We start from the raw sequence: 24,330 nt of genomic DNA on the forward strand, positions 1-24,330 counted from the left end.
CCCGGGTCAGTTTCGCGGGATTGCGATTAACGGATCGACCAACGCCCCTCAAAGAACCGACAGCGACTATCGTTTGGCAGGCGTTGCATGAGCACGGACTCGCTGAGCGCACGCTGCTTTGGAATACAGTGCCGTGGCACCCATCCCGCGAAGGTCCGTTCTCGAACCGCGGTCCGACAGCTCAGGAGATCGCTGTCGGAACACGACTCCTCGCCCAGCTCCTAGCCGCCCTTCCTGTGGGCATTGCGACGTTCGCCGTCGGCCGTTCTACCAGCAGACCTATGTGCAGGTGCTGGTGGCCATCGCCCTGGGCGCACTGCTCGGTCACTTCCTGCCGGCATTCGCCGAATCGCTGAAGCCGCTGGGCGATGCCTTCATCAAGCTGGTGAAGATGATCATCGCGCCGGTGATTTTCCTCACCGTGGTGACCGGCATCGCCGGCATGCCGCACCTCAACGCCGTTGGCCGCGTGGTCCTGAAGGCGATGATCTATTTCCTCGTGTTCTCCACGCTCGCGCTCATCGTCGGGATGGTGGTCGCCAACCTCGTGCAGCCGGGAGCCGGGCTGAACATCGATCCGGCGACGTTGTCCACGAAGGAAATCTCGACCTACACCTCGAAGGCGCACGATATCTCGCTCACCGGCTTCTTGCTGGACATCATTCCCGACACCGTCGTCGGCGCGTTCACTTCCGGCAACATCCTGCAGGTCCTGTTGTTCGCGGTGCTCTTCGGCGTATCCCTGAGCCTTGCCGGCGAACGCGCAAGGCCGGTCGTCGATTTCTTCGAAGCGATGACGGCGCCCGTGTTCAAGCTGGTGCACCTATTGATGAAGGCCGCGCCGATCGGCGCGTTCGGAGCCATCGCCTTCACCATCGGCCGCTACGGCATCGGCTCGCTCACGAACCTGCTCTTCCTCGTTGCGACGTTCTACGGCACCGCGATCCTGTTCGTCGTCGTCGTGCTCGGTAGCGTTGCGCGGATGAACGGCTTCTCCATCTTCCGCCTGCTGCGTTACCTGAAAGCCGAACTCCTGCTGGTGCTGGGCACGTCGTCGTCCGAGGCCGCGCTGCCGTCGTTGATGGAGAAGATGGAGCGCGCCGGCTGCGAAAAATCTGTGGTCGGCCTGGTTGTTCCCACCGGTTATTCGTTCAACCTCGACGGCACCAACATCTACATGACGCTGGCTGCGCTGTTCATCGCGCAGGCGACGAATACGCCATTGACGCTGGGCGAGCAGATCGCGCTGTTGCTGGTCGCGATGGTCAGCTCCAAGGGCGCGGCCGGCGTAACCGGCGCGGGTTTCGTCACCCTCGCGGCCACGCTCTCGGTCGTTCCGTCGCTGCCCGTGGCCGGCATGGCGCTGATCCTTGGCGTCGACCGCTTCATGAGCGAGTGTCGCTCGCTGACCAATTTCGTCGGCAACGCCGTCGCCACGATCGTCGTCGCGCGCTGGGAAGGTGCGCTGGACGCGGACGCCCTCGACGACGCCCTCTCGGCTCGTGCCGCACCGGTCGCACGCACCGGCGCTGCGGCGCTGAAGCAACCGTGACGCTGGGCGCAGGCGTCAGATAATGCCGCCGTTGGCACGGAGCACCTGACCGTTGATCCAGCCGCCATCGGCGCCGGCCAGGAAGGCCACGGCCGCGGCGATGTCGTCCGGCGTGCCCAGGCGCTCCAGCGGCGCCAGTTTCGCGAGGCGGTCGACGAGGTCCGCAGACTTGCCGTCGAGGAAGAGGTCGGTCGCGGTCGGACCCGGGGCGATCGCGTTGACGGTCACCTGGCGCCCCCGCAGCTCACGAGCCAGCACCATGGTCGTCGCTTCGATGGCTGCCTTCGTCGCCGCGTAGGCGGCATAGCCGGGCTGCAGAAGGCCGACGACGCTGGACGAGACGTTGACGATGCGACCGCCCTCGCGAATACGGGTCGCCGCCTCGCGCATCGTGTTGTAGCTGCCCTTCACGTTGACTGCGAACAGACGATCGAAGTCCGCGTCCTTGAAGTCGGCGACATGGGCGAGCGCCATGACGCCGGCATTGTTCACGAGCACGTCGACCCCGCCGTAGAGATCGTGCGCCGTGTCGAACAGGCGACGCACGTCCGCCGACTTCGACACGTCGGCCTGCGCGCTGATCGCGGTACCGCCGGCCGCTTCGATCTCGCCGACCACCTCGTCGGCCGTCTTGGCGCCCCCGGCGTAATTGACGACGACGGTGAGGCCGTCGCGGGCAAGGCGCCTGGCCACGGCGGCGCCGATACCGCGCGAGGCTCCGGTGACGATGGCGACCTTCTGGCTGTTCTGGTTCATGTCGGTTCTCCGCTACCGGCGACATTGCCGGACGGGAGAAGGATGGACGTTGTCGGCGCCCGGATAATCCCGCACGATATGACTTCACTATTCCACCTGTCGGAACAACGCCGTGGACCGGTTCGACACCATGCGTCTCTTCGTCCGCATCGTGGAGCGGCGCAGCTTCACCCTGGCCGCGGCGGATCTGGAGCTGCCCCGGTCGACCGTGACCCAGGCGATCAAGCGCCTGGAAACCCGGCTCGGCGTGCGGCTGCTCCAGCGCACCACCCGCCAGGTCAGTCCCACGCTGGACGGCGAGGCGTACCACCGGCGTTGCGTGGCGATCCTTGCCGAGGTGGAAGATGCCGAAAGCGCCTTCCTCGACGCGCGACCGACCGGACTTCTGCGCGTGGACATGCACGGCACGCTCTCCCGTACCTTCGTGCTGCCTGCCCTGCCCGAGTTCCTCGCGAGCTATCCAGGGCTGCGCATACAGTTGGGCGAAGGCGATCGCTGGGTGGATCTGGTGCGGGAGGGAGTCGATTGCGTGCTCCGCGTCGGCGACCTCGCGGACAGTGGCATGGTGGGCCGGCGCATCGCCATGCTCGAGGAAATCACCTGCGCCAGCCCGGCCTACCTGGAACGCCACGGCACGCCGAAGACACCGGACGACCTCGATGGGCACCTTGCGATCGGGTTTCTCTCGACGGCGACGGGAAGCACGCTGCCGCTGGAATTCGTCCAGGATGGGGAAGTTCGGCTGGTCAGCCTGCCGTCCGTCGTGACGGTGACCGGTGCCGACACGAATATCGATCTCGCCCGAATGGGCCTGGGCCTGATCCAGGTGCCGCGCTATCACCTGGTGGACGACCTCGCCACGGGCCGGCTGGTCTCGGTATTGCCCGATTACCCGCCGACGCCCTCACCGGTATCGTTGCTTTATCCGCACAATCGGCAGCTATCGCCACGCGTCCGCGTCTTCATTGACTGGGTCGCGGCAACCTTCGCCGCGCGGGCGCGCGACGGCGTCACGGCGCTCTGAGCGAAATGACGCCCAGGCGGTGTCAGTTGTTCTTCAGGGGAACCGTTTCAAAACCGGCCTTGGGCGTGCTGTCGCCCTGAGCAGCCGGCGGCGGCGGCGCGCTACGCGCAGGACCGACGTTACGGCTGCCGCACGTGTAAGCACCCCAGGGCTGCGAGCCTTCGCTCGGATCGGCCAGCGGCTTCACCGTGTCGGCACCCATCTTGGCCGCCTCGTTGCGCGCGAGCACTTCCAGTTCGTCGCGAACCTTCAGGTCGTTGCGATCCACCGGGCCGACACGGTTCATGACGGAGACCGTGACCTTGCCCTGCTCCTTGCAACTGGAGACGTCGCCGTTCCAGGCGGTACGAACGTTTCGCGCACCGTCGTCGAGCTTGATGCCCCACGTGCAGGCGGAGAGGGCGAGGGGAACGAGGAGGACGAGAGCCTTGCGCATGTGGAACTCCAGGGGTTCGATCGATGCTTATGCTAGCCGGACTACCGTGAGGGCGCGATCTTCTTCGAGCGCGCCCTCACCTGGGTCACTTGCCGGGAGCGGGAGCGGCGCCATCCTGGGCGGGCTTGGTCGGCTTGGTCGGCTTGGTCGACTTCGTCGCCTTGCCGGGTTTCGCGTGCGGAACATCCTTCGCCGGGTTGCCGTCGGCATCGATCACATGCACCTCGCCAAGGTTCAGGGCGCGCACGGGCGCCTCGATCTTGCGGAGATCGCCGACGATGACCCAGGTCAGCGCATCCGGATGGATCACGGCGGTCAGCGCGTCTTCCGCGGCCTTGCGGTCGACGCCTTCGATGCGGCCCTTGAGCGTCTGCACGTAGTCGTCCGGGCGGTCGTAAATGACGATACCCGTCATCGCACCGAGCACAGCGGAGGTGGTTTCGAAACTGCCCGGCAATGCGCGGATCTTCTGCGCACGGATCTTGGCGATCTCGTCGTCGCTCAGTGGCTTCGGCCCGATCACCGCACGCGCTTCCTTGAGGATTTCCGCAGCGGAATCGGCCGTCTTATCGGTCTGCACCGGCGCATAGAACAACATGGGCCGCTGCCCCTGGGCATCGGACAGCATGCTGCCCGCACCGTAGGCCCAACGCTTTTCCTCGCGCAGGTTCATGTTGAGGCGCGAGGTGAACGTGCCGCCGAAGGCACCGTTGGCGATGCCGAGATCCAGGGCGTTCTTTGCCTTGGTCGACGGCGCGAGCAGTCCGGCCAGGATCAGCGACTGCGACGCGTCGGTGCGGTTGATCAGGAAAACGCGCGGCTTGGGCTGTTCGGCCACCTGGCCGATGTTCTTCTTCGGCACGGCGGACGCAGGCGCGGCCCAGTTGCCAAACGCGGCATCCAGTTGCGGCAGGATCTGCGCCAGCGTGGTGTCGCCCGCGACGAGGATGCGGACATTGTCCGGGCGCAGGAAGTCGTTCTGGAAGGTGGCGAGGTCGGCCGCCGTAAGCGAAGCGATCGCCTTCTCGGTGCCGCTTCCGGTGAACGGAATGCCGTACGCGTGATCCTTGCCGTACAGCAGGGGCGGCAAGCTGCGCAGGGCGAGGCCGGTCGGCTCGGTTTTCTCCTGGGCGATGCCGGCCATCCACTGGCCACGCACCCGCTCGATGTCATCCGACTTGAAAGCGGGGTTGCGGACGATGTCCGCGAACAGGGTCAGCGACGGCGCCAGTTCGGAGTTCAGCGCGTTGAGGCCGACCGAGCAGGTATCGAGCGAGCAGCCCGAGCCGATGATCGCGCCAAGGCGCTCCTTGCGACGGGCGACTTCGACCGAGTCCAGCGTTTTCGTACTTTCGTCGAGCAGTGCCGAGGTGAAGCTGGCGGTGCCCAGCTTGCGACCCTGGTCCGCGGCGTAGCCGGCGTTGAAAAGCAGGCTGATCTGGGTGACCGGCACGGTGTGACGCTCGGCCAGGACGACTTCGATACCGTTCTTCAACGTGCCACGCTGGAGCTTCGGGAAGGACAGGTCGGGGAAGCTGTCGACCGAGGGCACACCCGTGCTGCGATCCACGTCCGACTTGGCCACGGTGTAGGTCTTCGCGGCCGGCAATACGGCGGCCGGACGACCGGCGGCTTCCTTCAATCCAACCACGGCCTTGTCCTCGGCCGTGGGGTCGAAACCCGGTGCGGCCGGGAGCACGGTGAGCGTGTAGTCGCCCTTGGCCAGCCAGGTCTTCGACGACGCGAGCACCGAAGCGATGCTGGCGTTCTGCGCGCGCTCGAGGTCCTTTTTGTAGGCCTCCGGATCGTTGCGATAGACCTGACCCTCGGCGAGGATCACGGCCTTGCCGCCGGTACCGCCGACCTTTTCCAGCCCGCGGACAAAGCCGGCACGATTGCTGACCTTGGCACGTGCCAGCTCGTCTTCCGTCGGGCCGGTCGCCATGTAGTCTTTCCAGACATCGGCGATGGCGGCTTCGACCTTCGCCGGATCGACGCCGTTCTTGACGTCGACGCTGAGCTGGACCTGGCTGGCCAGCGCGAACGGCGCGATACCGAGGCTCACGTCGTCGGCGAGCTTGTCCTGGTAGACGAGGCGCTGGTAGAGACGCGATGTCTTGCCGCCACCGAGTACCGTGGTCGCGAGGTCGAGCTGGATGGCGTCGTCGCTGCCCAGCTGCGGCACGACCCAGGTGCGTACGATGCGCGTCTGCGCGACCTGGTCGTGCTGCGTGCCACGCGTGGAGGTCGCGACAGGCGTGATCCACGGCTGCTGACGCGGCACGGGCGGACCAGCGGGAATATCGCCGAAGTATTTCGCGGCCTTGGCCTTGGCCTGGGCCACCGTGATGTCGCCGGCGAGCACCAGGGTGGTGTTCGCTGCGCCGTAATAGCTGTTGAACCAATGCTTCACGTCGGCGAGCGACGCCGCGTCCAGGTCGTCCATCGAACCGATGGTGTCGTGGTGATACGGATGATTGGCCGGGTACGTGTTGACCAGGATATTTTCGTCGACGCGGCCATAGGGGCGATTTTCGTCCTGACGCTTTTCGTTCTGGACGACGCCACGCTGCGTGTCGAGCTCTTTCTGCCCGATGGCGCCCAGGAGGTGACCCATGCGATCGGATTCCATCCACAGGGCCATGTCCAGCGCCGTGGTCGGCACCGTCTCGAAATAGTTGGTCCGGTCGAACCATGTGGTGCCGTTCATGTCGGTGGCACCGGCCAGTTCGAACGGCTGGAAGTAGGTGCCCTTGCGGTTCTCCGAGCCCGAGAACATGAGGTGCTCGAAGAGATGCGCGAAGCCGGTCTTGCCGGCCGGCTCGTCGGCCGAGCCGACGTGATACCAGATGCTGACGGCGACGACGGGCGCCTTGTGGTCCTCATGGACGACGACGGTCAGGCCATTGGGAAGCTGGAACCGCGTGAAGGGGATGTCCGGAATGGCATCGGCGGACGGGGTGGCCGCTCCGGCGGCTCCGACCAGGGACATCAGCCCCGCAGCGAGCAGGGCGAATCGAAGCTTCATGGCGGCTCTCTGGTTTGGGCCTCGATGGCCCGATCCCACCGAGGCTAGCCCGCGCGGTCCATCGGACGCAATCAGCCGTCATGCAGGGGCCGGACGGTGTCCGCTTACGCGTGGTCACTGTCCGCGGACAGCCACGTACCCGACAGCCACCTGACAAACCTCATGCGAATCAGCTGATTGCATGCCATTAAAAGCTGGCACGGCGTTTGCGTTACTAGTCCTGCCAAGCCGGGAGGCCTTCTTACCCGGCAATCGAATCGGAGAACGCCATGAAGTACGAAATGCTGATGCTGCGCGGCCTGCTCGTGACCTCGATGCTGATCTGCGGCATGACCCTCGGCCAGATGTTCTGACCACCCGCCTCCTGCTTACCCATGAACCACGGAACCCACGCCATGAACCACGAACTCCTGATGCTCCGCAGTCTCCTGGTCGCCTCGCTCGTCGTCTGCGGCCTGATCTTCGGCAACATGCTGACCTATAGCGGTAGCCCCATCCAGCTGGCCGCGGTGGGCACGGCGGCCGGTGCCGTCGTCAATGGCTGCGGCGTACCGCCGGATGGCATCGTCTGCCCGCGCATCGCTTCATAATGGGGGCATGCCCCATGTCATCCTCTTCCGTCCCAAGATACCGCCCAACACGGGCAACGTGATCCGCCTCTGCGCCAATACGGGCGCGACGCTGCATCTGGTGCGACCGCTCGGCTTCGAGCTGGACGACGCCCGTCTCCGCCGCGCCGGCCTGGATTACCACGAGTTCGCCAGCGTCGCCGTCCACGACGACCTGAGCGCCTGCCTTGCCGCGATCGGCCATCCGCGCGTCTTCGCCTTTTCGACCCGAGGCCGGCGTCTGCATACCGAAGTCTCGTTCGCCGAGGGCGATGCGCTCCTTTTCGGCTGCGAGACTGCGGGCCTGCCCGACGATGTCCTCGACGCGATCGCCGAAGACCATCGTGTCCGCCTGCCCATGCGGCCGGGCAACCGCAGCCTGAACTTGTCCAACGCCGTTGCCGTGGCCGTGTTCGAGGTGTGGCGACAATCGGGCTTCGACGGCGCGACGTGAACCGCTCGGATGCCGCCCCGGCCCGGCCGGCGGGCTACAATCGCGGCATGACTTCCGATCGTCCCTCGGCTGACAACGGCCCCAATCGATTCCTGCCCCGCCCGCTTCGCGTCCTTGCCGGACGCGCCATGGAAGCGGCGCTCAACCGTGCCGTCGACCTGGATCCCGACACCCGGTCCCGCCTGGACGTGCTCGATGGCCGCAGTGTGCAGGTGCACCTGAGCGGCCCCGATCTCGCCCTGCGCATCTCGGTGGAGAAGGGGCGGCTTCGCGTCGGCCCGCCGGAAGAGGGCGGCAGCCTGCGCGTCACGGCATCGCCGGCAAGCCTGCTGGCCATGGCCATGCGCCGCGACGACGACGGTGTGGCGCCAGGCAAGGTGGACATCGCCGGCGACGCCGAACTCGCCCGGCGTCTGGAGAAGCTCACGCGCCAATACGCACCGGACGTGGAAGAGGCTTTCGCGAAAACCTTCGGCGACACCATCGGCGTGCCACTGGCCAAGGCGCTGCGCGACGGCCTCGCTCATGCCCGCCAGACGGCGGCGCATCTGACCGAGGACGGCGCCGACTGGCTTCGTGACGAGGGGCGCGTCGCCGTCGCCCCGGGCGAAGCGGATGCCTTCCTGGATGGCGTGGACGAGGTGCGCGAGCGCACCGAGCGCGCGGAAGCCCGGCTGGCCCGGCTGGAGCGCGCGCTGAAGGGGCGTCACGCATGACGCCGCTGCGTCTGTTGCCGCGCCTGATGCGCGTTGCCGCGATCCTGCTCAAGTACGACCTCGACGACCTCGTCGACGGGGCGCACCTGTTCCGGCCCCTGAAGCTCGTCCGTCCGCTGTTTCCCAGCGCACCCGCCGAGGTTCGCGCCCTGCCGCGAGGGGCGCGCCTGCGGCTGGCGTTGACCGACCTCGGACCGATCTTCGTCAAGGCCGGCCAGGTTCTTTCGACGCGGCGCGATCTCGTGCCCGCCGATATCGCCGACGAACTGGCGCTCCTGCAGGACCAGGTACCGCCCTTCCCCGGCACCGAGGCCCGCGCGATCGTCGAGCGCGAGCTGAAGGCATCGGTGACGACGCTGTATGCGAGCTTCGACGAGACCGCCCTGGCCTCGGCTTCGATCGCCCAGGTGCATGCGGCGACCCTGCACGACGGACGCGCTGTCGTGGTCAAGGTGCTGCGCCCCGGCATCGACAAGCGGATCGCCCGGGACATCGACCTCCTGCATACATTGGGCGAACTCGCCCAGCGCTGGCATCCGAACGCCGACAAGATTCGTCCGCTCGAGGTGGTGGCCGAGGTCGAGAAAATGCTCTCGAACGAACTCGACCTGCAGCGCGAAGGCGCCAGTGCGAGCCTGCTCCGTCGCAACTTCGCCAGCGGCGTCGACCTCTACGTGCCGGAGGTGTACTGGGACCTGAGCACCGAAGGCGTGCTCACGCTCGAACGGGTGTACGGCGTCAGTGCCGACGACATCGCCGCGATCGATGCGGCGGGCCTGGACCGCAAGCACCTCGCCGAGAAGGGCGTGCGTCTCTTCTATGAACAGGTGTTCCGCGACAACTTCTTCCATGCCGACGCGCATCCCGGAAACATCTGGGTGGATCTCGCACGCGTCGACGAACCGCGCTTCATCGCCCTCGACTTCGGCATCATGGGCTCGTTGCCCGAGGCCGATCAGTTCTGGCTGGCCGAGAATTTCATTGCGCTGTTCGAGCGTGACTACGCGCGTATCGCTCAGTTGCACGTCGCCGCGGGCTGGATGCCCTCCACCGTGCGACTCGACGAACTCGAAGCCGCCGTGCGCACGGTCTGCGAACCCTACTTCACCCGTCCGCTGGCGCAGATCTCCATCGCCGAACTCGTGGTGAAGCTGTTCCAGACGGCACGAAAATTCGAACTCACACTGCAGCCCCAGCTGATCCTCCTGCAGAAAACCCTGCTGAACATCGAAGGCGTCGGCCGCATGCTCGACCCCGAGATCGACATCTGGGCGGTCGCACATCCTGTACTGCGCCGCATTCTCCGCGAGCGTTACAGCTTGCGCGCCACGCTGCGCGACGTGCGCCGCCGCCTGCCGCAATGGATTCAAACGGCGCCGCAGGTTCCGGAGCTCGTGCGTGACGCGCTGCGCCAGGTCGGCAGCGGCCAGTTGCGCCAGGTGGCCGATCCGATCGCGCTCGCGGTCGCCCGCGACGATGCACGGCGCATGCGCCGCCTCGTGGCCTGCTGCCTGCTAGGCGCGTCGCTGCTCGTCTGCGCGGCCCTGGTCGGCACCCTCGCCGCGCATGGCATGTGGCCGGCGATCGTCGCCGCGGTGGCGGGCGTGCTCGCCTTCGCCGCCGGCTGGCCGCGTCGCGTCGCCTGAGCCCATGCTCGAGATCCTTTATCAGGACGACGACCTCGTCGCCGTCAACAAGCCGGCCAACCTCGCGGTGCACCGATCCAAGTTCGTCGGACCGGACGATGCCTTCCTGATCGACCTGCTTCGCGAGCAGGTCGAGGGAAAGCTGCACCTCGCCCACCGCCTGGACCGCGCCACATCCGGTGTACTGCTGGTCGCGAAATCGCCCGAAGCCGCCAGCCAGCTTGGCGAACAGTTCATGGGGCGCAGCGTGCGCAAGCGATACCTCGCCGTCGTTCGCGGCTGGCCCGATCCCGATGCGGGTACGATCGACTACCCCCTGCCGGGCTCGCGCGACACCGGCCCGCGACGTGACGCGACAACGGATTACAAGCGGCTCGGTACGACGGAAGTCGATATCGCACTCGGTCGTTATGACAAGCAGCGCTACGCCTTCGCCGTCGCGGAACCCCACACCGGGCGCTTCCGTCAGATCCGCAAACACTTCGCGCACATCCATCACCCCATCGTCGGCGACAGCCAGCATGGGCGCGGCGATCACAATCGGCTGTTCAAGCAGTACTTCGCATCGCACCGCCTGCTGCTGCACGCGGCGCGGCTGGAGTTCGAGCATCCCGCGGACGGCCGGCCGATGGCCATCGATGCGGGGCTGGATGAGACATGGCTCAAGCTGCTGGAGCGCTTTGCCTGGGTGGAAGCTTATGACGCCCAGATCGAAGCATGGCGTACTGCGACCTAGCGGGGTCGCTCCGTGCGACGCCGATGCACGGTCAAGGCGGCCGCGCCTTTCTCGCGCCGCACCATGTCTCCGAGGATGGCGCTGCTAGAATCCCCCGGCCATGCTTATCGTCACCGCCAACATCGCGATCCCGGACGCCGAACTGATCGAACGCTTCATGCGTGCCGACGGTCCCGGCGGCCAGCACGTCAACCGGACCGAGAGTGCCGTGGAGCTGCGCTTTGACGTTGCCTCCTCGCCGTCCTTGCCGGACGAGGTGCGCGAACGACTCCTCGCACGCCGCGACCGGCGCATGACCGATGCGGGCGTGATGGTGATCCAGGCGCGGCGCTTTCGCGACCAGGGCCGTAACCGCGAAGACGCGCGCGACCGTCTCGTCGAGGTGATCCGCGAGGCCACGGTGGTCGCGAAGAAGCGCGTCGCAACGAAGCCGACGCGTGCCTCGAAGGAACGGCGTCTTGTCGGCAAGACGCAGCGCGGCCAGACCAAACGCGGGCGCTCGCGCGACTGGAGCAACGATTGAGCCCGTATCCGGAGCACCTCGCGCGGAACATCCCCTCGCTGCCGGACTCCTGGTGGATGAGGCTGAGCCGCTGGGCCATTCGTCGAAGCGGCTGGCGCCTCGTCGGCGAGCTGCCGAACCTGCCCAAGGCCGTCGTTATCGGCGCTCCGCATTCGTCTTACTGGGATGGCGTGTGGGGCCTGCTGATGAAGTCCGCAATGGGCCTGGATCTCGGCGTGATGATCAAGCGCGAGGTCCTGAACGGACCGTTCGGCCCGGTCGTGCGTCGCCTCGGCATGGTGCCGATCGACCGCAAGGCGGCCACCGATGTCGTCGGCCAGATGGTCGAACGATTCGCAACGCGCGAGAAGATGTGGCTGGGCATCGCACCCGAGGGTACGCGCAAACCGGTGAAGCAGTGGAAGTCCGGCTTCCTGCGCATTGCCCGCGCAGCCAACGTGCCGATCATTCCCATCTTCATCGACTACCCCACAAAGACCTTCACCGTCGGCCCACTGGTCGAAGCGACAACCGACACGGAAGCGGACATGACACGCATTCGCGCCATGTTCGCTGGTTATCAGGGAAAGCATCGGGGAGTTTGAGCCCCGCCACACTTCAACCGAGGGCGTGGCCGTGGCGTATCGTGTAGAAGACACGTGCCTGCGACGTGTTCTTCACGAGAACCCGGTAGGTACCAGGTCCAATGTTGGCGAAAAGATAGGACCCGCTCGCGAGCGTTCGCCATTGTCCATCGACAAGTTTCTGCAACGACGATTCCATCCATGTGCTCCCCGTCACCGACGTGGAGGTCGGACTCGTGCAGTTCGTCGTCCAGTTGAAGAATTCATACTCCTGGCCGGGCAGGAGATGCCCCTGCAGCGTCTGATCCTTCGGATACGCGAAGCAGCGACCTCGTGTGGGTTGTGCCTTCCCTGCCGATGAAGCTGCCTGAATTGTCGAACCGAATGCGAGCGATGCGAACGCTCCGAGAAAAAGTGCGCATTTCAAAATGGCGTTCATGATTGATCCCGAGATTGCGCGTCATTGCGCGTGCCCACGTTAGTGACGACCACGTCGGGCAACTGCCGGACGAGTTCGCCGCTACGCGTAGGATTGAACCAAAGGATTGGGCCATGACATCGGATACGCACACCGTATCGGGGCAGCCCTTTCGATCGCAAGGCTCATCGCTGGCTTCACATGCGGATGCACTCAGCCACTCTCGTTCGACTGATGAGCGCGGGAGGTCACACAGTGAACATGACGAGCGTCCTCAAGGCTTTCCCGCAGTCCGGCAATCCATGGCAACTTCAGACGCGTCGCGCCAGTCATTGCGTTCTGCGAGATATGGCGATCACGAGCGGCAGCGTCGCCGAGATCGCACTGACGCTGAGCGATACCACGAAGGAGAGACTTCGTCATGTGAATATCCGTTCCATCGACCCTCTGGAACTCAGCCAGCTCACTCTCATGCTGCACCACGAGGGCTATCTCGCTCATGAGGCCTGCTCGGAGCTCGGCCACTATCAAGTCGACTACACCGGGCTGATCGACCCACTCAGGCAAGCGTGGAGCGGACTCGAGTCCATCCGCGGTGTCGATGACGTCAAGTACGCACTGGCGATACGCCACTATGAGACAGCCATCGACGCCGTCTTAGGCATCGAACGACTGACCGGCTATTTGAATGGCCGGGTCGTCGATGTCTACGCCTGATCAACGCTCCGAGTGTCCCGACTCGTCATAGTCGCGGTGGGTGAGTAACCCGGGCTTGATGAGGTCGATGAACGCCCTCGCCTCCGGACTCAAGAACTTGCCCTTGCGCATCACCACGCCATAGCTTCGCTGCGGAAAATACTGCCGCACGTTGCGGACGACGAGTCGCTCGCGGTCCGCCTCCGTAATGCAGATGCCGGTGACGATCGATATTCCGAGTCCCATGGCCACGTATTGCTTGATCACATCCCATCCACCGACTTCGATCGCGACCGTATAGGGCACGTGCCGTTGCTGGAAGACCATGTCGACGAGACGATACGTGGTGAGCCGCTTCGGTGGCAGGATCAGGCCGTATGGCGAGAGGTCCTCGAGACGGATGTCGGTTTTCGATGCCAGCGGATGATCCGGCGGCATGATGAGCATCGGGTCGTAGTGATACACAGGCGCCCAGGCGATGTCGTGAGGCACGTCGATCATCGAGCCGACGGCGATGTCCACCTCGTCGCTACGCAGTAGCGCGAGCCCATCGCGGTTGGTGACGTTGGACAAGGCCAGGTGCACATGGGGGAAGCGCTCGCGGTAGGTCTTGACCAACTCCGGCAGCAGGTACTGAATGGTCGACGAGCCGGCGGCAACCGTCAGCTTCCCCGCCTGTGCACCCTTGGTCTTGGTCTGGAACTCGCGATCGAGGCTCTCGAAACCCTCGACCAAAGGGCGGGCCAACTCGTACAGGGCCTCGCCTGCATCGGTCAGGGTGATGCGACGGCGGGTGCGCTCCAGCAGATGCGCCCCCAGTTCCCGCTCCAGGGCTTTTAGCTGGAGGCTCACAGAGGGCTGAGACAGGAAGAGCGCCTCGGCGGCGCGACTCAGCGTGCCAAGCCGGGTCGTATAGACGAAGGCCCGCAACTGCTTGAGTCGATTGCCCTTGTAGTAGAACCGCCCCCCTTCCTCATCGGCGGGACGATCGGCCATACGCGGTTTGGGACGCTTCGCCACCGCTTTTTTCGTCGAATTCAGCTTGCGGACCATCGGATTTAGTCCATCGGATTAGGGATTTACAACTAACATTAGCGCTGTTAATAGAAAGCTTTGAAACATTTGTTTTGTCAAAAGCGTACTTCCGGACCTAGGGTGGACACCAGACCCGCACTCCGAGGCACGATCCCATGGCAGTTCCCAAGAGCGTGATCGACCCCCTGGCCGGCGTCCGCTTCGGCGATGGCAGCCAGGCATACGAGGACGTCCTGACTCCGGCGGCGGTAGCCTTCGTGGCCGACCTCCACCGCCGGTTCGACAGCCGTCGCCTGTCCCTCCTCGCCGAGCGCACCGCCCGCCAGTTGCGCTACGACGCCGGCGAACTGCCCGACTTCAGGACGGACACCACGGCGATCCGTGAAGGTGACTGGTCGGTGGCGGCCATCCCCGACGCCCTGAAGGACCGTCGCGTCGAGATCACCGGTCCTGTCGAACGAAAGATGATCATCAACGCGCTCAACTCCGGCGCGAAGGTGTTCATGGCCGACTTCGAGGATTCGAGCGCACCGACCTGGGCTAACCAGATCGAGGGCCAGCGCCATCTGCGCGACGCCGTGGACGGCACGATCGAATTCACCAACGCCGAGGGCAAGGTTTACCGCGTGGGCGAGCGGCCCGCCGTTCTCGTCGTTCGCCCACGCGGCTGGCATCTGCCGGAGCGGCACGCCGAAGTCGATGGCGACGTGGTCGCCGGCGCCCTCGTTGACTTCGGCCTCTTTGCGTTCCACAACGCCAAGACGCTGCATGGGCGCGATCGCGGCCCTTATTTCTACCTGCCCAAGTTGCAGAGCATGGAAGAGGCGGCGCTGTGGGAATCGGTCATGGCGCATGCCGAGACCGTGCTTGGCCTGCCGCACGGCACGATGAAGGCGACCGTGCTCATCGAGACGCTGCCGGCCGTGTTCCAGATGGACGAGATCCTGCACGCGCTGCGCGCTCGTGTCGTCGGCCTCAACTGCGGTCGTTGGGATTACATCTTCTCCTACCTCAAGACGTTCCGCGCGCACGCCGATCGCCTGCTGCCCGAGCGTGGCCAGGTCGGCATGACGGCACCGTTCCTCAAAGCCTATTCGGAGCTACTCATCCGCACCTGCCATCGTCGCGGCGCTTTCGCGATGGGCGGCATGGCCGCGCAGATACCGATTCGGGGCGACGAAGCAGCGAACGAAGAAGCCATGGCCAAAGTCCGCGCCGACAAGCTGCGCGAGGTGACCGCCGGACACGACGGCACCTGGGTGGCGCATCCGGCCCTCGTGCCGATCGCCCAGGCGATCTTCGACGAACACATGCGCACGCCGAACCAGCTACACGTGCGACGCGACGATGTCGTCGCATCGCGCGATGCGCTCATCGCGCCGGCGATCGGGACGATCACCCGACCAGGCTTCGACAACAACGTGGAAGTCTGCCTTCGCTACACCGCCGCCTGGCTCGATGGGCTCGGCTGCGTACCGATCCACAACCTCATGGAAGACGCCGCCACCGCCGAGATAGCGCGTGCACAGCTGTGGCAATGGCTACACCACGGACCGCTGGAATTCAGCGATCACGCCGCCATCGATTTCGCGTTGTTCGACCACGCGCTTGCCACGCATTGCCACCGGTTGCGGGAGAGTTCGCATCCCGGCGCATCGCGCGCCGACCAGGCGGCGGCACTGATCTCGGCGTTGACGCACGCCGATGAACTGCGCGACTTCCTCACCCTGCCCGCCTACGAACACCTGTCCTGAGCATCCTCCGAGGAGCCACACCATGAAGACGCATACCGCCGAACAGATCACGCTGGACTGGAAGAACAACGACCGTTGGAACGGCGTCGAGCGTCCGTATGCCGCCGAGGACGTGATTCGTCTTCGCGGCACGGTGCAGGTCGAGCATACGCTCGCCCGTCGCGGCGCCGAGCGCCTGTGGCGCTCGATCCACGACAAGCCCTACGTCAATGCTCTCGGCGCGCTGACCGGCAACCAGGCCATGCAGCAGGTCAAGGCCGGGCTGCAGGCGATCTACCTGTCGGGCTGGCAGGTTGCCGCCGATGCGAATACCGCCGGCGCCATGTACCCCGACCAGTCGCTGTACCCGGTCGACTCGGTGCCCAACGTCGTGCGCAAGATCAACAAGACCTTGCTCCGCGCGGACCAGATCCATCACGCCGAAGGCAAGGACAACATCGACTGGCTGGTGCCGATCGTGGCCGACGCCGAAGCGGGCTTTGGCGGCGTGCTCAATGCCTACGAACTGATGACCCACATGATCGAGGCCGGCGCCGCCGGCGTGCACTTCGAAGACCAGCTGGCCAGTGCCAAGAAGTGCGGGCACATGGGCGGCAAGGTGCTCGTCCCGACCCAGGAAGCCGTGCAGAAGCTGATCGCCGCACGCCTGGCCGCCGACGTCGCCGGCGTGCCGACACTGATCGTTGCGCGTACGGATGCGATGGGTGCCGGCCTGGTCACGACCGACATCGACGAGAACGACAAGCCCTTTCTCACCGGCAAGCGCACGGTGGAAGGCTTTTACGAGTCGAAGCAAGGCATCGAGCAGGCGATCAGTCGTGGCCTCTCGTATGCGCCCTACGCCGACCTGATCTGGTGCGAGACCGCCACGCCCGATATGGACCAGGCACGTCGCTTCGCCGAGGCGATTCACGCCAAGTACCCGGGCAAGAAGCTGGCCTACAACTGCTCGCCGAGCTTCAACTGGAAGAAGAACCTCGACGAGAAGACCATCGCCACCTTCCAGAAGCAACTGGGCGAGATGGGTTATGCCTTCCAGTTCATCACGCTGGCCGGCTTCCACGCGCTGAACTACTCCATGTTCCAGCTGGCCCGCGGCTACCGCGATCGCCAGATGGCGGCCTACGTGGAATTGCAGGAGGCGGAGTTCGCCGCGGAAAAAGACGGCTATACCGCGGCGAAGCACCAGCGCGAGGTCGGCACGGGCTACTTCGATACGGTGAACCAGGTGATCTCGGGCTCGTTCAGTTCGCTGTCGGCGCTGAGTGGCTCCACGGAAGAGGAGCAGTTCCACCCCGCTTCCGCGGCCTGATCGGCAGGGTCCGGCCGGCTGCGCCCGCTGCCCGCGGTCGCAGCCGGATGCCACGGCAGGGCTTACCAGCGATACGTCGCACTGGCCATCGCCGTGCGGCGGTTACCCCATGAGCAACCCAGCTCGCCGTAGCACACCGACACGAAATGCTTGTCGAGCAGATTGTTGACGTTGAGGGCCAGCGACACGCTCGGTAGTTCATAGCGAACGACGGCATCGAGCAGGGTGTACGCCGGCACGTTGAAGTCCCGGGTCGCCGCGGTCGAGACGTCCGGGTGATAGGTCCCGCCGTAAGTCTCGCCGACACGGCGCACGCCACCGCCAAAGCCAAGCCCACGCGCCACGCCTTCGCGCACGGCATAGTCGACCCACAACGACGCCATGTGCATCGGTACGGTACCCGGCGGCTTGCCGATGTCCGTCACGACACTGGACTTGGTCGTCTTGGCATCGGTGTACGTATACGCAGCGCGCAGCGTCAGACCCTCGTCGAGGTGGGCCACACCTTCCAGCTCGGCGCCCCGCGAACGCACTTCGCCTGCGGCGCGCGAGAAGCCGGGATGCGATGCGTCGGTGACGAGTACGTTGCCCTGATGGATCTCAAAGGCCGATACCGTTACGAACGCATCCACGTTCACTGGCTGGTACTTCACGCCGGCCTCGACCTGGCGACCGGTGGTCGGCAGGAAGCCACGGCCCAGGTAGTCGAAGCCGCTGTTGGGCAGGAACGATGTCGACCAGCTGAGATAAGGCGCAAGGCCCCACGACGTCTGGTAGACCAGACCGATGCGACCGGTCGTCTTGCTGTCGACCTGCCGGGTCGCGGTGTCCGCGATCTGGTCGAGGCCACCCATCGACGTCCAGTCGCGACGCACACCCAGTAGCGCCACCCAGCCGGCGCCGAATTTCAGCTGGTCCTGTGCATAGACGCCGGTCTGCTTCAGGCTCTGCCGATTGCGGGTGCCCGGGGCGCCCAACGGCGCCATGGGCAAGTTGTACTCGGGCGCATAGGCGCTCAAGGGATTTCCCAGGCCGTCGCTTTCGCTCTGGCTGCTGTGCGTCTGGGAAACATCCAGGCCCATGAGCAGCGCATGCTGCACCGGACCGGTCGCAACGTCGGCCGTCACGCGATTGTCCATGAGATAGCTGTTCGTCTGCGAATCGTTGTCCATCGCATAACGATTGAACGTACTGTTGTCCGGAAACAGGGGACCGCTGCCATAAAGCTGGCGCCAGCGGGTCGTCTGCCGCGCGACGCGACCGTTGAGATGGAAGCTCCATACGTCGTCCATGCGGTGGTCGATCCGGTAGCCGACGGCCGATTGCGTCCGGCGATAACTGTCCCAGTCGGGGTCGCCCGTGTAGAGCGACGTGGGCAGCTTGCCGTTCGGATTGAACAACACGGTTCCTTGCGCTGGCAGGAAGGGGTAGAGGCTGTTGGTCAGATCGCGCTGATAGTTCGTCAGCAGCGTGACGGTGGTGTCATCGTCTGGCGCGTACGTGACGGCAGGCGCGATGGCGAGACGACGGTTATACGTGTGGTCGATCTGGGTATTGTCATCGAAGCCGATCGCCGTGAGGCGATAGCGCCAGTGGCCGGCCTCGTCGAGGGTGCCACCGTGATCGGTGCGCAGTTGGCGCTGTGCATAGTTACCGAGCTGGACGCCTACCTCGTGCAGCGACTCCGTGGTGGGCATCTTGCTGGTGACATCGATCAGGCCGCCCGGCGTGCTCTGCCCGTAGAGCACCGAACTGGGGCCCTTGAGTACGGCAACGGATTGGATCAGGTAAGGCTCGATACGGAGGCTGAGGCCACCGGGCTGGGATCTCAGGCCGTCCTGGTAGATGCCGAAGGACCCCGCATCGAAGCCGCGGATGTACGGCCAGTCATAGCGTTGATCGGTGCCCGTGGCATTGGTCGCCGCGCCCGCCGTGTAGTTCAGCGCGTCGGACAGGTTCTGCACGTTGCGCACCGTCAGGTCTTCACGAGTCACCACCGATACGGACTGCGGCACCTCGATCAGCGGCGCATCGGTCTTCGTGGCGACGGTGGCCTGTGTCGCGGTGGACGCACGGACCTTGACCCCCTGCAGCTCGGTGACCTTTTCCTTGTCCTTTTCGGACACGTCATCGGCGGCATGGGCCATCGGCGCGGCTAGCAGCGCGACGATGCAGAACGGCAGGGTACGAGAGCACAGCGTATCGATGGGACGCACGGCAAGCTTCCTTGAAGTAAACGGAGGGCTTGCTGGCTGGGTCGCAAAAGCGAGCGTGGCTGGCTGGTCCGGAGGGAGACCGCGCTCGCGGCATGACACGCGAGCGCGGCTGGCATTCTCAAGGCGAAGGCCTGGTCGCGTCAAGGAATCCCGTCAGTGCTCGGCCGGTACCAGCGCGATGACGGTCCAGCCCGGACGTGGCTCCAGCTCGTGGCGACTGGAGGCGATGCGCAGGGTACCCTTCTCTTCCACGCCGAACAGCAGGACCGTGCGCGAGCCGTATTGCTCGATGAAGTGCGGCCAGTCGAAGGTCTCGGTCAGGCGTGTCGACTTGATCCGCCATCCGTCCTGCAACATCTCGGCAAAGCGCGCATGCGTCATGTCATCGGCGAACAACGCGGTGGCAAGCAGGCTTCCCGCCAGCGACGCCCGGCCGTGACTCTCTTCCGGTGAGAGGTTGCGCAGGCGGTACACTTTGTCGCGCCCGAATTCTTCGCGGTAATGAACGCTGGCCAGCGAATTGAGCTCGCGGTGCGTAGACATCGCCAACAGGTGGCCGATGCCCGCCAGGTCGAGATTGCGGTCCGCGGCCTGCGACTGCGGATTGCCGAAGAAGGTGGTCAACCCCGCCATGCGGGCGACACGGATACCGTTCCAGTCGTCGTCGGCCACGACCACGCGAAGGCCGTCGATCGCTGCGAGCGAACCCGCCACTTCGAGCGCGACGGCGTCGGAACCGTAGATGAGCACGCCACGCGGTTCCGGTTCTGCGACCTTCAGCCAGCGCGCGAGCGGACGCGCCGTGGCGCTCTGGAACACCACGGTGCCGATGATCATGAGGAAGACGAGCGGCACCATCTTGTCCGCACCCGACATGCCGATTTTCTCGAGACGAAGGGCGAACAGCGCGGAAACCGATGCCGCGACGATACCGCGCGGGGCAACCCATGCGATCAAGGCGCGCTCTCGCCACGACAATCCACTTCGCGCACTCGAGATCAATACGGAAAGCGGCCGGATAAGCAACTGCGCCACGACGAAGATCAGCAGGCCGGCAAGCAACGCGCCATCGGGAAGGGGCCAGTCCAGTCGCGCGGCGAGCAGGATGAACAACGTCGAGACCAGCAGCGTCGTCAGGTGCTCCTTGAAGTCCATGATGTCGTCCATGTGGACATCGCGCATGTTGCCCAGGGCGATACCCATCACGGTGACGGCGAGCAGTCCCGATTCGTGCGCGAACGCATTCGAGACACTGAAGGCCGCGAGCACGGCGGCCAGCGTGCCGTAGTTCTGCAGGTATTCGGGGATGATCTGCCGACGCAGCAGCCGGCCCAGTACGAAGGCCGCGATCGCGCCGACGATCGCGCCGCAGGCCACGGTGCCGAGGAACACCTGAATCGAATGTCCCTCGCGGTGCGACACGATCGCTTCATAGACCAGTACCGCCAACAGCGCACCGATCGGATCGATGACGATACCCTCCCAGCGCAATACGTTGGCGATGCGGGCGTTCGGCCGGACCGTCCGTAGCATCGGCGCGATCACGGTGGGACCCGTGACGCAGGTAAGCGCGCCGAACAGGAACGAAAGCTCCCAACTCAATCCGCCGATCCAGTGCGCGGCTCCTGCCAGCATCAGCAGTGCGAGGACCGCACCGTAGGTCACCAGCCCGCGCACCGCATGCCCAATACCCTTCAGCTCATGGAAGCGCAGCGTCAGGCTCCCCTCGAAGAGGATGACGGCCACGGCCAGCGAGACGATAGGAAAGAGCAGGTCTCCCAACACCTTGTCCGGATGGAGCAGCCCGGACACAGGGCCGGCGAGGATGCCGGCGAGCAGGAGGAAGAGAATGGCGGGGAGCCGTACCCGCCAGGCGATCCACTGGCAGAGAAACCCGATACCAAGCATCAGGGTCAGCAGCATTCCGAGTTCGATACCCATGTGATCCCTTGGCCCATAAAAGAAAATCGGCCAACACCGTGAGGCGGGCCGAGATAGGGACAGCTTAAGGATCGTTAGGTGAAGAAAAGGCCGGGCCCCGGTGCTGGAGCGGGGGGAGGGAGGGGTATCCAGCACCGGAGCGGGGCGGGCAGCCCATTAGAGAACCGCCTGGTACAGAATTATCCGCTCGCCTCCGGGATTCGTCAACTACTCAGTACATGAAATAAGTATTAACTCTTTCGAGCCATCTTGGCCCGGGGATTGCTGGACCGTGGAGTAGTCAGCCCGGCAGCTTGTCGGCCAGCACGTCGGCCTTGCGGATCTGCGGCGCGCTGGCGAGCAACTCGCTCGCGTTAGCCATCAACGCCGCAGCGACCTTGCCGTTCAGATGGGCGTCGCGGCCCGCGTCGTCGACGAATGCATCGAAAATCGCGAACGTACTCTTGTCGAAACGAACGGCGAACCAAGCGGTGGTGCCCGGTTCGGCATCGACAAGACCCCTGGCACTTTCGAGGAAGGCGGCGACGTCTTCTTCGCGGCCGGGCTTCGCGTGCAGTTCGACGTAAAGGCTCTTAGTGGTCATGGCTATCTCCGATAGTGGGTGCGGAACGATCGGATACTGCGCCGACGAGCGGCACGGTACTGTCAAGGCGGACTTTGAGCACCTCGTTCGCATCGTCAGTCATTGTGCGTGCCCCGATCTATGCCACCTTGCGATCAGATCCTTGCCCGTCAGATGACGCAACGGGCAAGGTCATCAGTCGCAGCGACTATGGTTAAGTCGCAACGGCTTTGGGAAATGACAATGTCGGACAAGAACGCAGCTGAAGCACCGACGCGCGAATGGCGCCAACGCGCTAATCAGAAACGCCGGTAATGCAGCGCCTCGGCAAGATGGTGCTGCTCCACGCACCCTGCCCCGCCTTCGAGATCGGCGATGGTGCGCGCGACGCGTAGCACGCGGTGATAAGCGCGCGCGGAAGCACCGAGCTTCTCGACCGCGCTCTCGAGCCATTCACGCTCTGCCTGTGGTAGCGCACAGTCGCGCTCGAGGTTGACCACGCTCAGTTCGGCGTTTGGCTGGCCGGCACGCAGTAGCGCCTTCTCGCGCGCATTGATGACGCGCTGACGGACGGTTGCGCTGTCGTCGTCGTGCGGACCGCGCGGCGCGGTGAGGTCGGCGATGGGTACGCGCGGAACTTCGACACAGAGATCGATGCGATCGAGCAGCGGCCCGGAGATCCGTGCACGGTAGCGTTGCACCTGGTCGGGCGTGCAGCGGCAATCGTGGGTCGGGTCGCCGGCGTAACCGCAGGGACAGGGGTTCATCGCGGCGACCAGCTGGAACTCCGCGGGAAAGGTGGATTGCCGCGCGGCGCGCGAGATGACGATCTGGCCGGACTCGAGCGGCTCGCGGAGCACTTCGAGCACGTGGCGACTGAACTCGGGAAGCTCGTCGAGAAAGAGCACGCCGTTGTGCGCCAGCGAGATTTCGCCCGGGCGCGGCGACGAACCGCCACCGACCAGCGCGACGCCGGAAGCGGTGTGATGCGGCGCGCGAAACGGACGACGGCGCCAGCAGTCCGGATCGATGGCCTCGCTGGAGAGGGAGCGGATGGCGCAGCTCTCCAGGGCCTCGGACTCGGTCATGGGCGGCAGGATGCCCGGCAGGCGCTCCGCAAGCATGGTCTTGCCGGTGCCCGGCGGGCCGATCATCAGCAGGTGGTGACCGCCCGCCGCGGCGATTTCCATCGCGCGACGCGCCTGGTACTGGCCGCGCACGTCGCGCATGTCCGGTCCGCAGGTGGGCAGGTCGTAGAAGTCGGTGGCGGCTTCCGGCACGCCCAGGGTGGCGTGACCGCCTAGCCACGCACAGACCTCGGCCAGGCTGTCGGCAAGCAGGACGTCCGCCTCGCCGACGAGGGCGGCTTCCGCCGCGTTGGCCCGGGGAACGACGATACGCCGGCCGGAACGGCGGGCGCGGATCAGGGCGGGAAGAATGCCGGGCACGGCGCGCAGTTCGCCGGACAGGGCCAGCTCGCCGAGGAATTCACAGTCGTCGAGGCGTTCGCGCGGCACCTGCGAGCCGGCGGCGAGAATGCCCAGGGCGATGGCGAGGTCGAAGCGGCCGCCGTCCTTCGGCAGCTCGGCTGGCGCAAGGTTCACGGTGACGCGGCGGTTGGGATATTCGAAGGCGGTGTTCTGGATGGCGACGCGGACGCGGTCACGCGCTTCGCGCACTGCCGAATCGGGCAGGCCAACGATGGAGGTGGAAGGCAGTCCGCCGGACAGATGCACCTCGACGACGACCTGCGGCGCGGTGACACCTTCCTGCGCCCGCGATAGGGTGACGGCGAGGCTCATGACGGTGAATATCGTAACCGGTTACGCATCCCAATCGGTGGCGAACTACCGAGATCCTGTAGGGATCGGGCTCGCATACGCACTCCTTGCGTCGACTGGGAAAATAACCGCCCCCGACCGCTCTCGGGGTGAGGGTGACGGATCGGGGGCGGTCCCGGGACGATTGGCCGTCCTTATTGGCCAGGAGCCACAGCGCTGACTTCCAGGTCGGCAATGCGCTTTTCCAAAACTTCGAGCCGTTCGCGCGTCCGCGCAAGAACCTGGCTCTGGACATCGAATTCTTCTCGAGTTACGAGATCGAGGCGGCGTAGTCCCTGCGCCAGAATATCTTTGAAGTTGGCGTGTATATCCTCACGTGCCTGTGCCAACCCTGGCGGAACCAACGATGCCAACCGCTGTGCGAGTTGATCGATACCCTGCACATCCATCTTGCGCACCCCGATGTCGTGTATGAAGTTTAGGTGATTCGTTTGTAGGCGCTATAGGCCTACGCCTACACGTAGTGTAGGGTTTTTCCTACAAACGTCCCATGAAGACGCCCCGGAACGCGGA

General features: G+C 65.1%; 21 protein-coding genes and 2 pseudogenes. 12 read left to right on the plus strand and 11 right to left on the minus strand.

The genetic code is table 11. The annotated features are described in order from the left end of the window. Positions 1 to 262: 262 nt before the first annotated feature. Positions 263 to 1,552, plus strand: a pseudogene (locus VM621_RS16000) (dicarboxylate/amino acid:cation symporter); the annotation flags it as partial. Positions 1,553 to 1,567: 15 nt separating this feature from the next. On the opposite strand, the gene VM621_RS16005 reads toward VM621_RS16000, so the two are convergent. Then, positions 1,568 to 2,308, minus strand: coding sequence for an SDR family oxidoreductase (locus VM621_RS16005; RefSeq protein ID WP_325469960.1), 741 nt, complete (start codon positions 2,306 to 2,308; stop codon positions 1,568 to 1,570). A gap of 112 nt (positions 2,309 to 2,420) precedes the next feature. Between VM621_RS16005 and VM621_RS16010 the strand changes: the two genes are divergently transcribed. Beyond that, complete coding sequence (locus VM621_RS16010; RefSeq protein ID WP_325469961.1) at positions 2,421 to 3,332, plus strand: LysR family transcriptional regulator; 912 nt, start codon at positions 2,421 to 2,423, stop codon at positions 3,330 to 3,332. Between the two features lie 22 nt (positions 3,333 to 3,354). Here the strand turns inward: VM621_RS16010 and VM621_RS16015 are convergent, their stop codons facing one another. The 3 genes and pseudogenes from VM621_RS16015 to VM621_RS16025 form a co-directional block, all read right to left on the minus strand. Continuing rightward, positions 3,355 to 3,768 carry a DUF4156 domain-containing protein gene (locus tag VM621_RS16015; protein ID WP_325469962.1) on the minus strand — a complete coding sequence of 138 codons (414 nt, stop codon included), beginning with the start codon at positions 3,766 to 3,768 and terminating at the stop codon, positions 3,355 to 3,357. A gap of 187 nt (positions 3,769 to 3,955) precedes the next feature. Then, positions 3,956 to 6,796: pseudogene (locus VM621_RS16020) on the minus strand (M16 family metallopeptidase); the annotation flags it as partial. A gap of 241 nt (positions 6,797 to 7,037) precedes the next feature. Then, on the minus strand, positions 7,038 to 7,193 hold the full coding sequence (locus tag VM621_RS16025) for a hypothetical protein (protein ID WP_325469963.1): 156 nt from the start codon (positions 7,191 to 7,193) through the stop codon (positions 7,038 to 7,040). Here VM621_RS16025 and VM621_RS16030 point away from each other — a divergent pair. The 7 genes from VM621_RS16030 to VM621_RS16060 all read left to right on the plus strand — a co-directional run bounded on the left by VM621_RS16030 (position 7,192) and on the right by VM621_RS16060 (position 12,063). Next, positions 7,192 to 7,386 (plus strand): hypothetical protein, encoded by a 195-nt coding sequence (locus VM621_RS16030; protein ID WP_325469964.1) that lies wholly within the window; start codon positions 7,192 to 7,194, stop codon positions 7,384 to 7,386. The genes VM621_RS16025 and VM621_RS16030 overlap by 2 nt on opposite strands. Before the next feature lie 7 nt (positions 7,387 to 7,393). Further along, positions 7,394 to 7,858, plus strand: a complete 465-nt coding sequence (locus tag VM621_RS16035; protein ID WP_325469965.1) for a tRNA (cytidine(34)-2'-O)-methyltransferase — start codon at positions 7,394 to 7,396, stop codon at positions 7,856 to 7,858. A gap of 47 nt (positions 7,859 to 7,905) precedes the next feature. Then, positions 7,906 to 8,574: a ubiquinone biosynthesis accessory factor UbiJ gene (locus tag VM621_RS16040; RefSeq protein WP_325469966.1), complete on the plus strand. Its 669-nt coding sequence runs from the start codon at positions 7,906 to 7,908 to the stop codon at positions 8,572 to 8,574. After that, positions 8,571 to 10,220 (plus strand): ubiquinone biosynthesis regulatory protein kinase UbiB, encoded by a 1,650-nt coding sequence (gene ubiB, locus VM621_RS16045; RefSeq protein ID WP_325469967.1) that lies wholly within the window; start codon positions 8,571 to 8,573, stop codon positions 10,218 to 10,220. The genes VM621_RS16040 and ubiB overlap by 4 nt, the downstream gene beginning before the upstream one ends. A 4-nt stretch (positions 10,221 to 10,224) precedes the next feature. Beyond that, a complete protein-coding gene (locus tag VM621_RS16050; protein ID WP_325469968.1) occupies positions 10,225 to 10,956 on the plus strand; it encodes a pseudouridine synthase in 732 nt (243 codons plus the stop codon). A gap of 100 nt (positions 10,957 to 11,056) precedes the next feature. Further along, positions 11,057 to 11,479 (plus strand): alternative ribosome rescue aminoacyl-tRNA hydrolase ArfB, encoded by a 423-nt coding sequence (gene arfB, locus VM621_RS16055; RefSeq protein ID WP_325469969.1) that lies wholly within the window; start codon positions 11,057 to 11,059, stop codon positions 11,477 to 11,479. Next, a complete protein-coding gene (locus VM621_RS16060; RefSeq protein WP_325469970.1) occupies positions 11,476 to 12,063 on the plus strand; it encodes a 1-acyl-sn-glycerol-3-phosphate acyltransferase in 588 nt (195 codons plus the stop codon). The genes arfB and VM621_RS16060 overlap by 4 nt, the downstream gene beginning before the upstream one ends. Positions 12,064 to 12,076: 13 nt before the next feature. Here VM621_RS16060 and VM621_RS16065 read toward each other — a convergent pair whose 3' ends face one another. Next, positions 12,077 to 12,481 carry a hypothetical protein gene (locus tag VM621_RS16065; protein ID WP_325469971.1) on the minus strand — a complete coding sequence of 135 codons (405 nt, stop codon included), beginning with the start codon at positions 12,479 to 12,481 and terminating at the stop codon, positions 12,077 to 12,079. Positions 12,482 to 12,721: 240 nt separating this feature from the next. Between VM621_RS16065 and VM621_RS16070 the strand changes: the two genes are divergently transcribed. Next, entirely contained in the window at positions 12,722 to 13,177 is a 456-nt protein-coding gene (locus VM621_RS16070) for a hypothetical protein (protein ID WP_325469972.1), read from the plus strand. Here VM621_RS16070 and VM621_RS16075 read toward each other — a convergent pair whose 3' ends face one another. Beyond that, on the minus strand, positions 13,178 to 14,152 hold the full coding sequence (locus VM621_RS16075) for a LysR family transcriptional regulator (RefSeq protein ID WP_325469973.1): 975 nt from the start codon (positions 14,150 to 14,152) through the stop codon (positions 13,178 to 13,180). It abuts the gene before it with no gap. Positions 14,153 to 14,346: 194 nt separating this feature from the next. Here VM621_RS16075 and aceB point away from each other — a divergent pair, with 194 nt between their 5' ends. Beyond that, positions 14,347 to 15,945: a malate synthase A gene (aceB, locus tag VM621_RS16080; protein ID WP_325469974.1), complete on the plus strand. Its 1,599-nt coding sequence runs from the start codon at positions 14,347 to 14,349 to the stop codon at positions 15,943 to 15,945. A gap of 22 nt (positions 15,946 to 15,967) precedes the next feature. Then, the gene (aceA, locus tag VM621_RS16085; RefSeq protein WP_325469975.1) at positions 15,968 to 17,257 is read left to right on the plus strand and encodes an isocitrate lyase; all 1,290 of its coding nucleotides are present in this window, start codon (positions 15,968 to 15,970) and stop codon (positions 17,255 to 17,257) included. 62 nt (positions 17,258 to 17,319) lie between these two features. On the opposite strand, the gene VM621_RS16090 is transcribed toward aceA, so the two are convergent. The 5 genes from VM621_RS16090 to VM621_RS16110 all read right to left on the minus strand — a co-directional run bounded on the left by VM621_RS16090 (position 17,320) and on the right by VM621_RS16110 (position 24,206). Next, positions 17,320 to 19,473: a TonB-dependent siderophore receptor gene (locus VM621_RS16090; RefSeq protein ID WP_325469976.1), complete on the minus strand. Its 2,154-nt coding sequence runs from the start codon at positions 19,471 to 19,473 to the stop codon at positions 17,320 to 17,322. A 153-nt stretch (positions 19,474 to 19,626) separates the two neighbouring features. Continuing rightward, positions 19,627 to 21,414 (minus strand): sodium:proton antiporter, encoded by a 1,788-nt coding sequence (locus tag VM621_RS16095; protein ID WP_325469977.1) that lies wholly within the window; start codon positions 21,412 to 21,414, stop codon positions 19,627 to 19,629. A 280-nt stretch (positions 21,415 to 21,694) separates the two neighbouring features. Beyond that, the gene (locus VM621_RS16100) at positions 21,695 to 21,997 is read right to left on the minus strand and encodes an antibiotic biosynthesis monooxygenase (protein WP_325469978.1); all 303 of its coding nucleotides are present in this window, start codon (positions 21,995 to 21,997) and stop codon (positions 21,695 to 21,697) included. Between the two features lie 278 nt (positions 21,998 to 22,275). Next, entirely contained in the window at positions 22,276 to 23,778 is a 1,503-nt protein-coding gene (locus VM621_RS16105; RefSeq protein WP_325469979.1) for a YifB family Mg chelatase-like AAA ATPase, read from the minus strand. 173 nt (positions 23,779 to 23,951) lie between these two features. Beyond that, positions 23,952 to 24,206 carry an accessory factor UbiK family protein gene (locus VM621_RS16110; protein WP_325470122.1) on the minus strand — a complete coding sequence of 85 codons (255 nt, stop codon included), beginning with the start codon at positions 24,204 to 24,206 and terminating at the stop codon, positions 23,952 to 23,954. Between the last annotated feature and the right edge of the window lie 124 nt (positions 24,207 to 24,330).

This window comes from Luteibacter sp. (assembly GCF_035539195.1).
In the GTDB taxonomy this organism is placed as follows: Bacteria; Pseudomonadota; Gammaproteobacteria; order Xanthomonadales; family Rhodanobacteraceae; genus Luteibacter.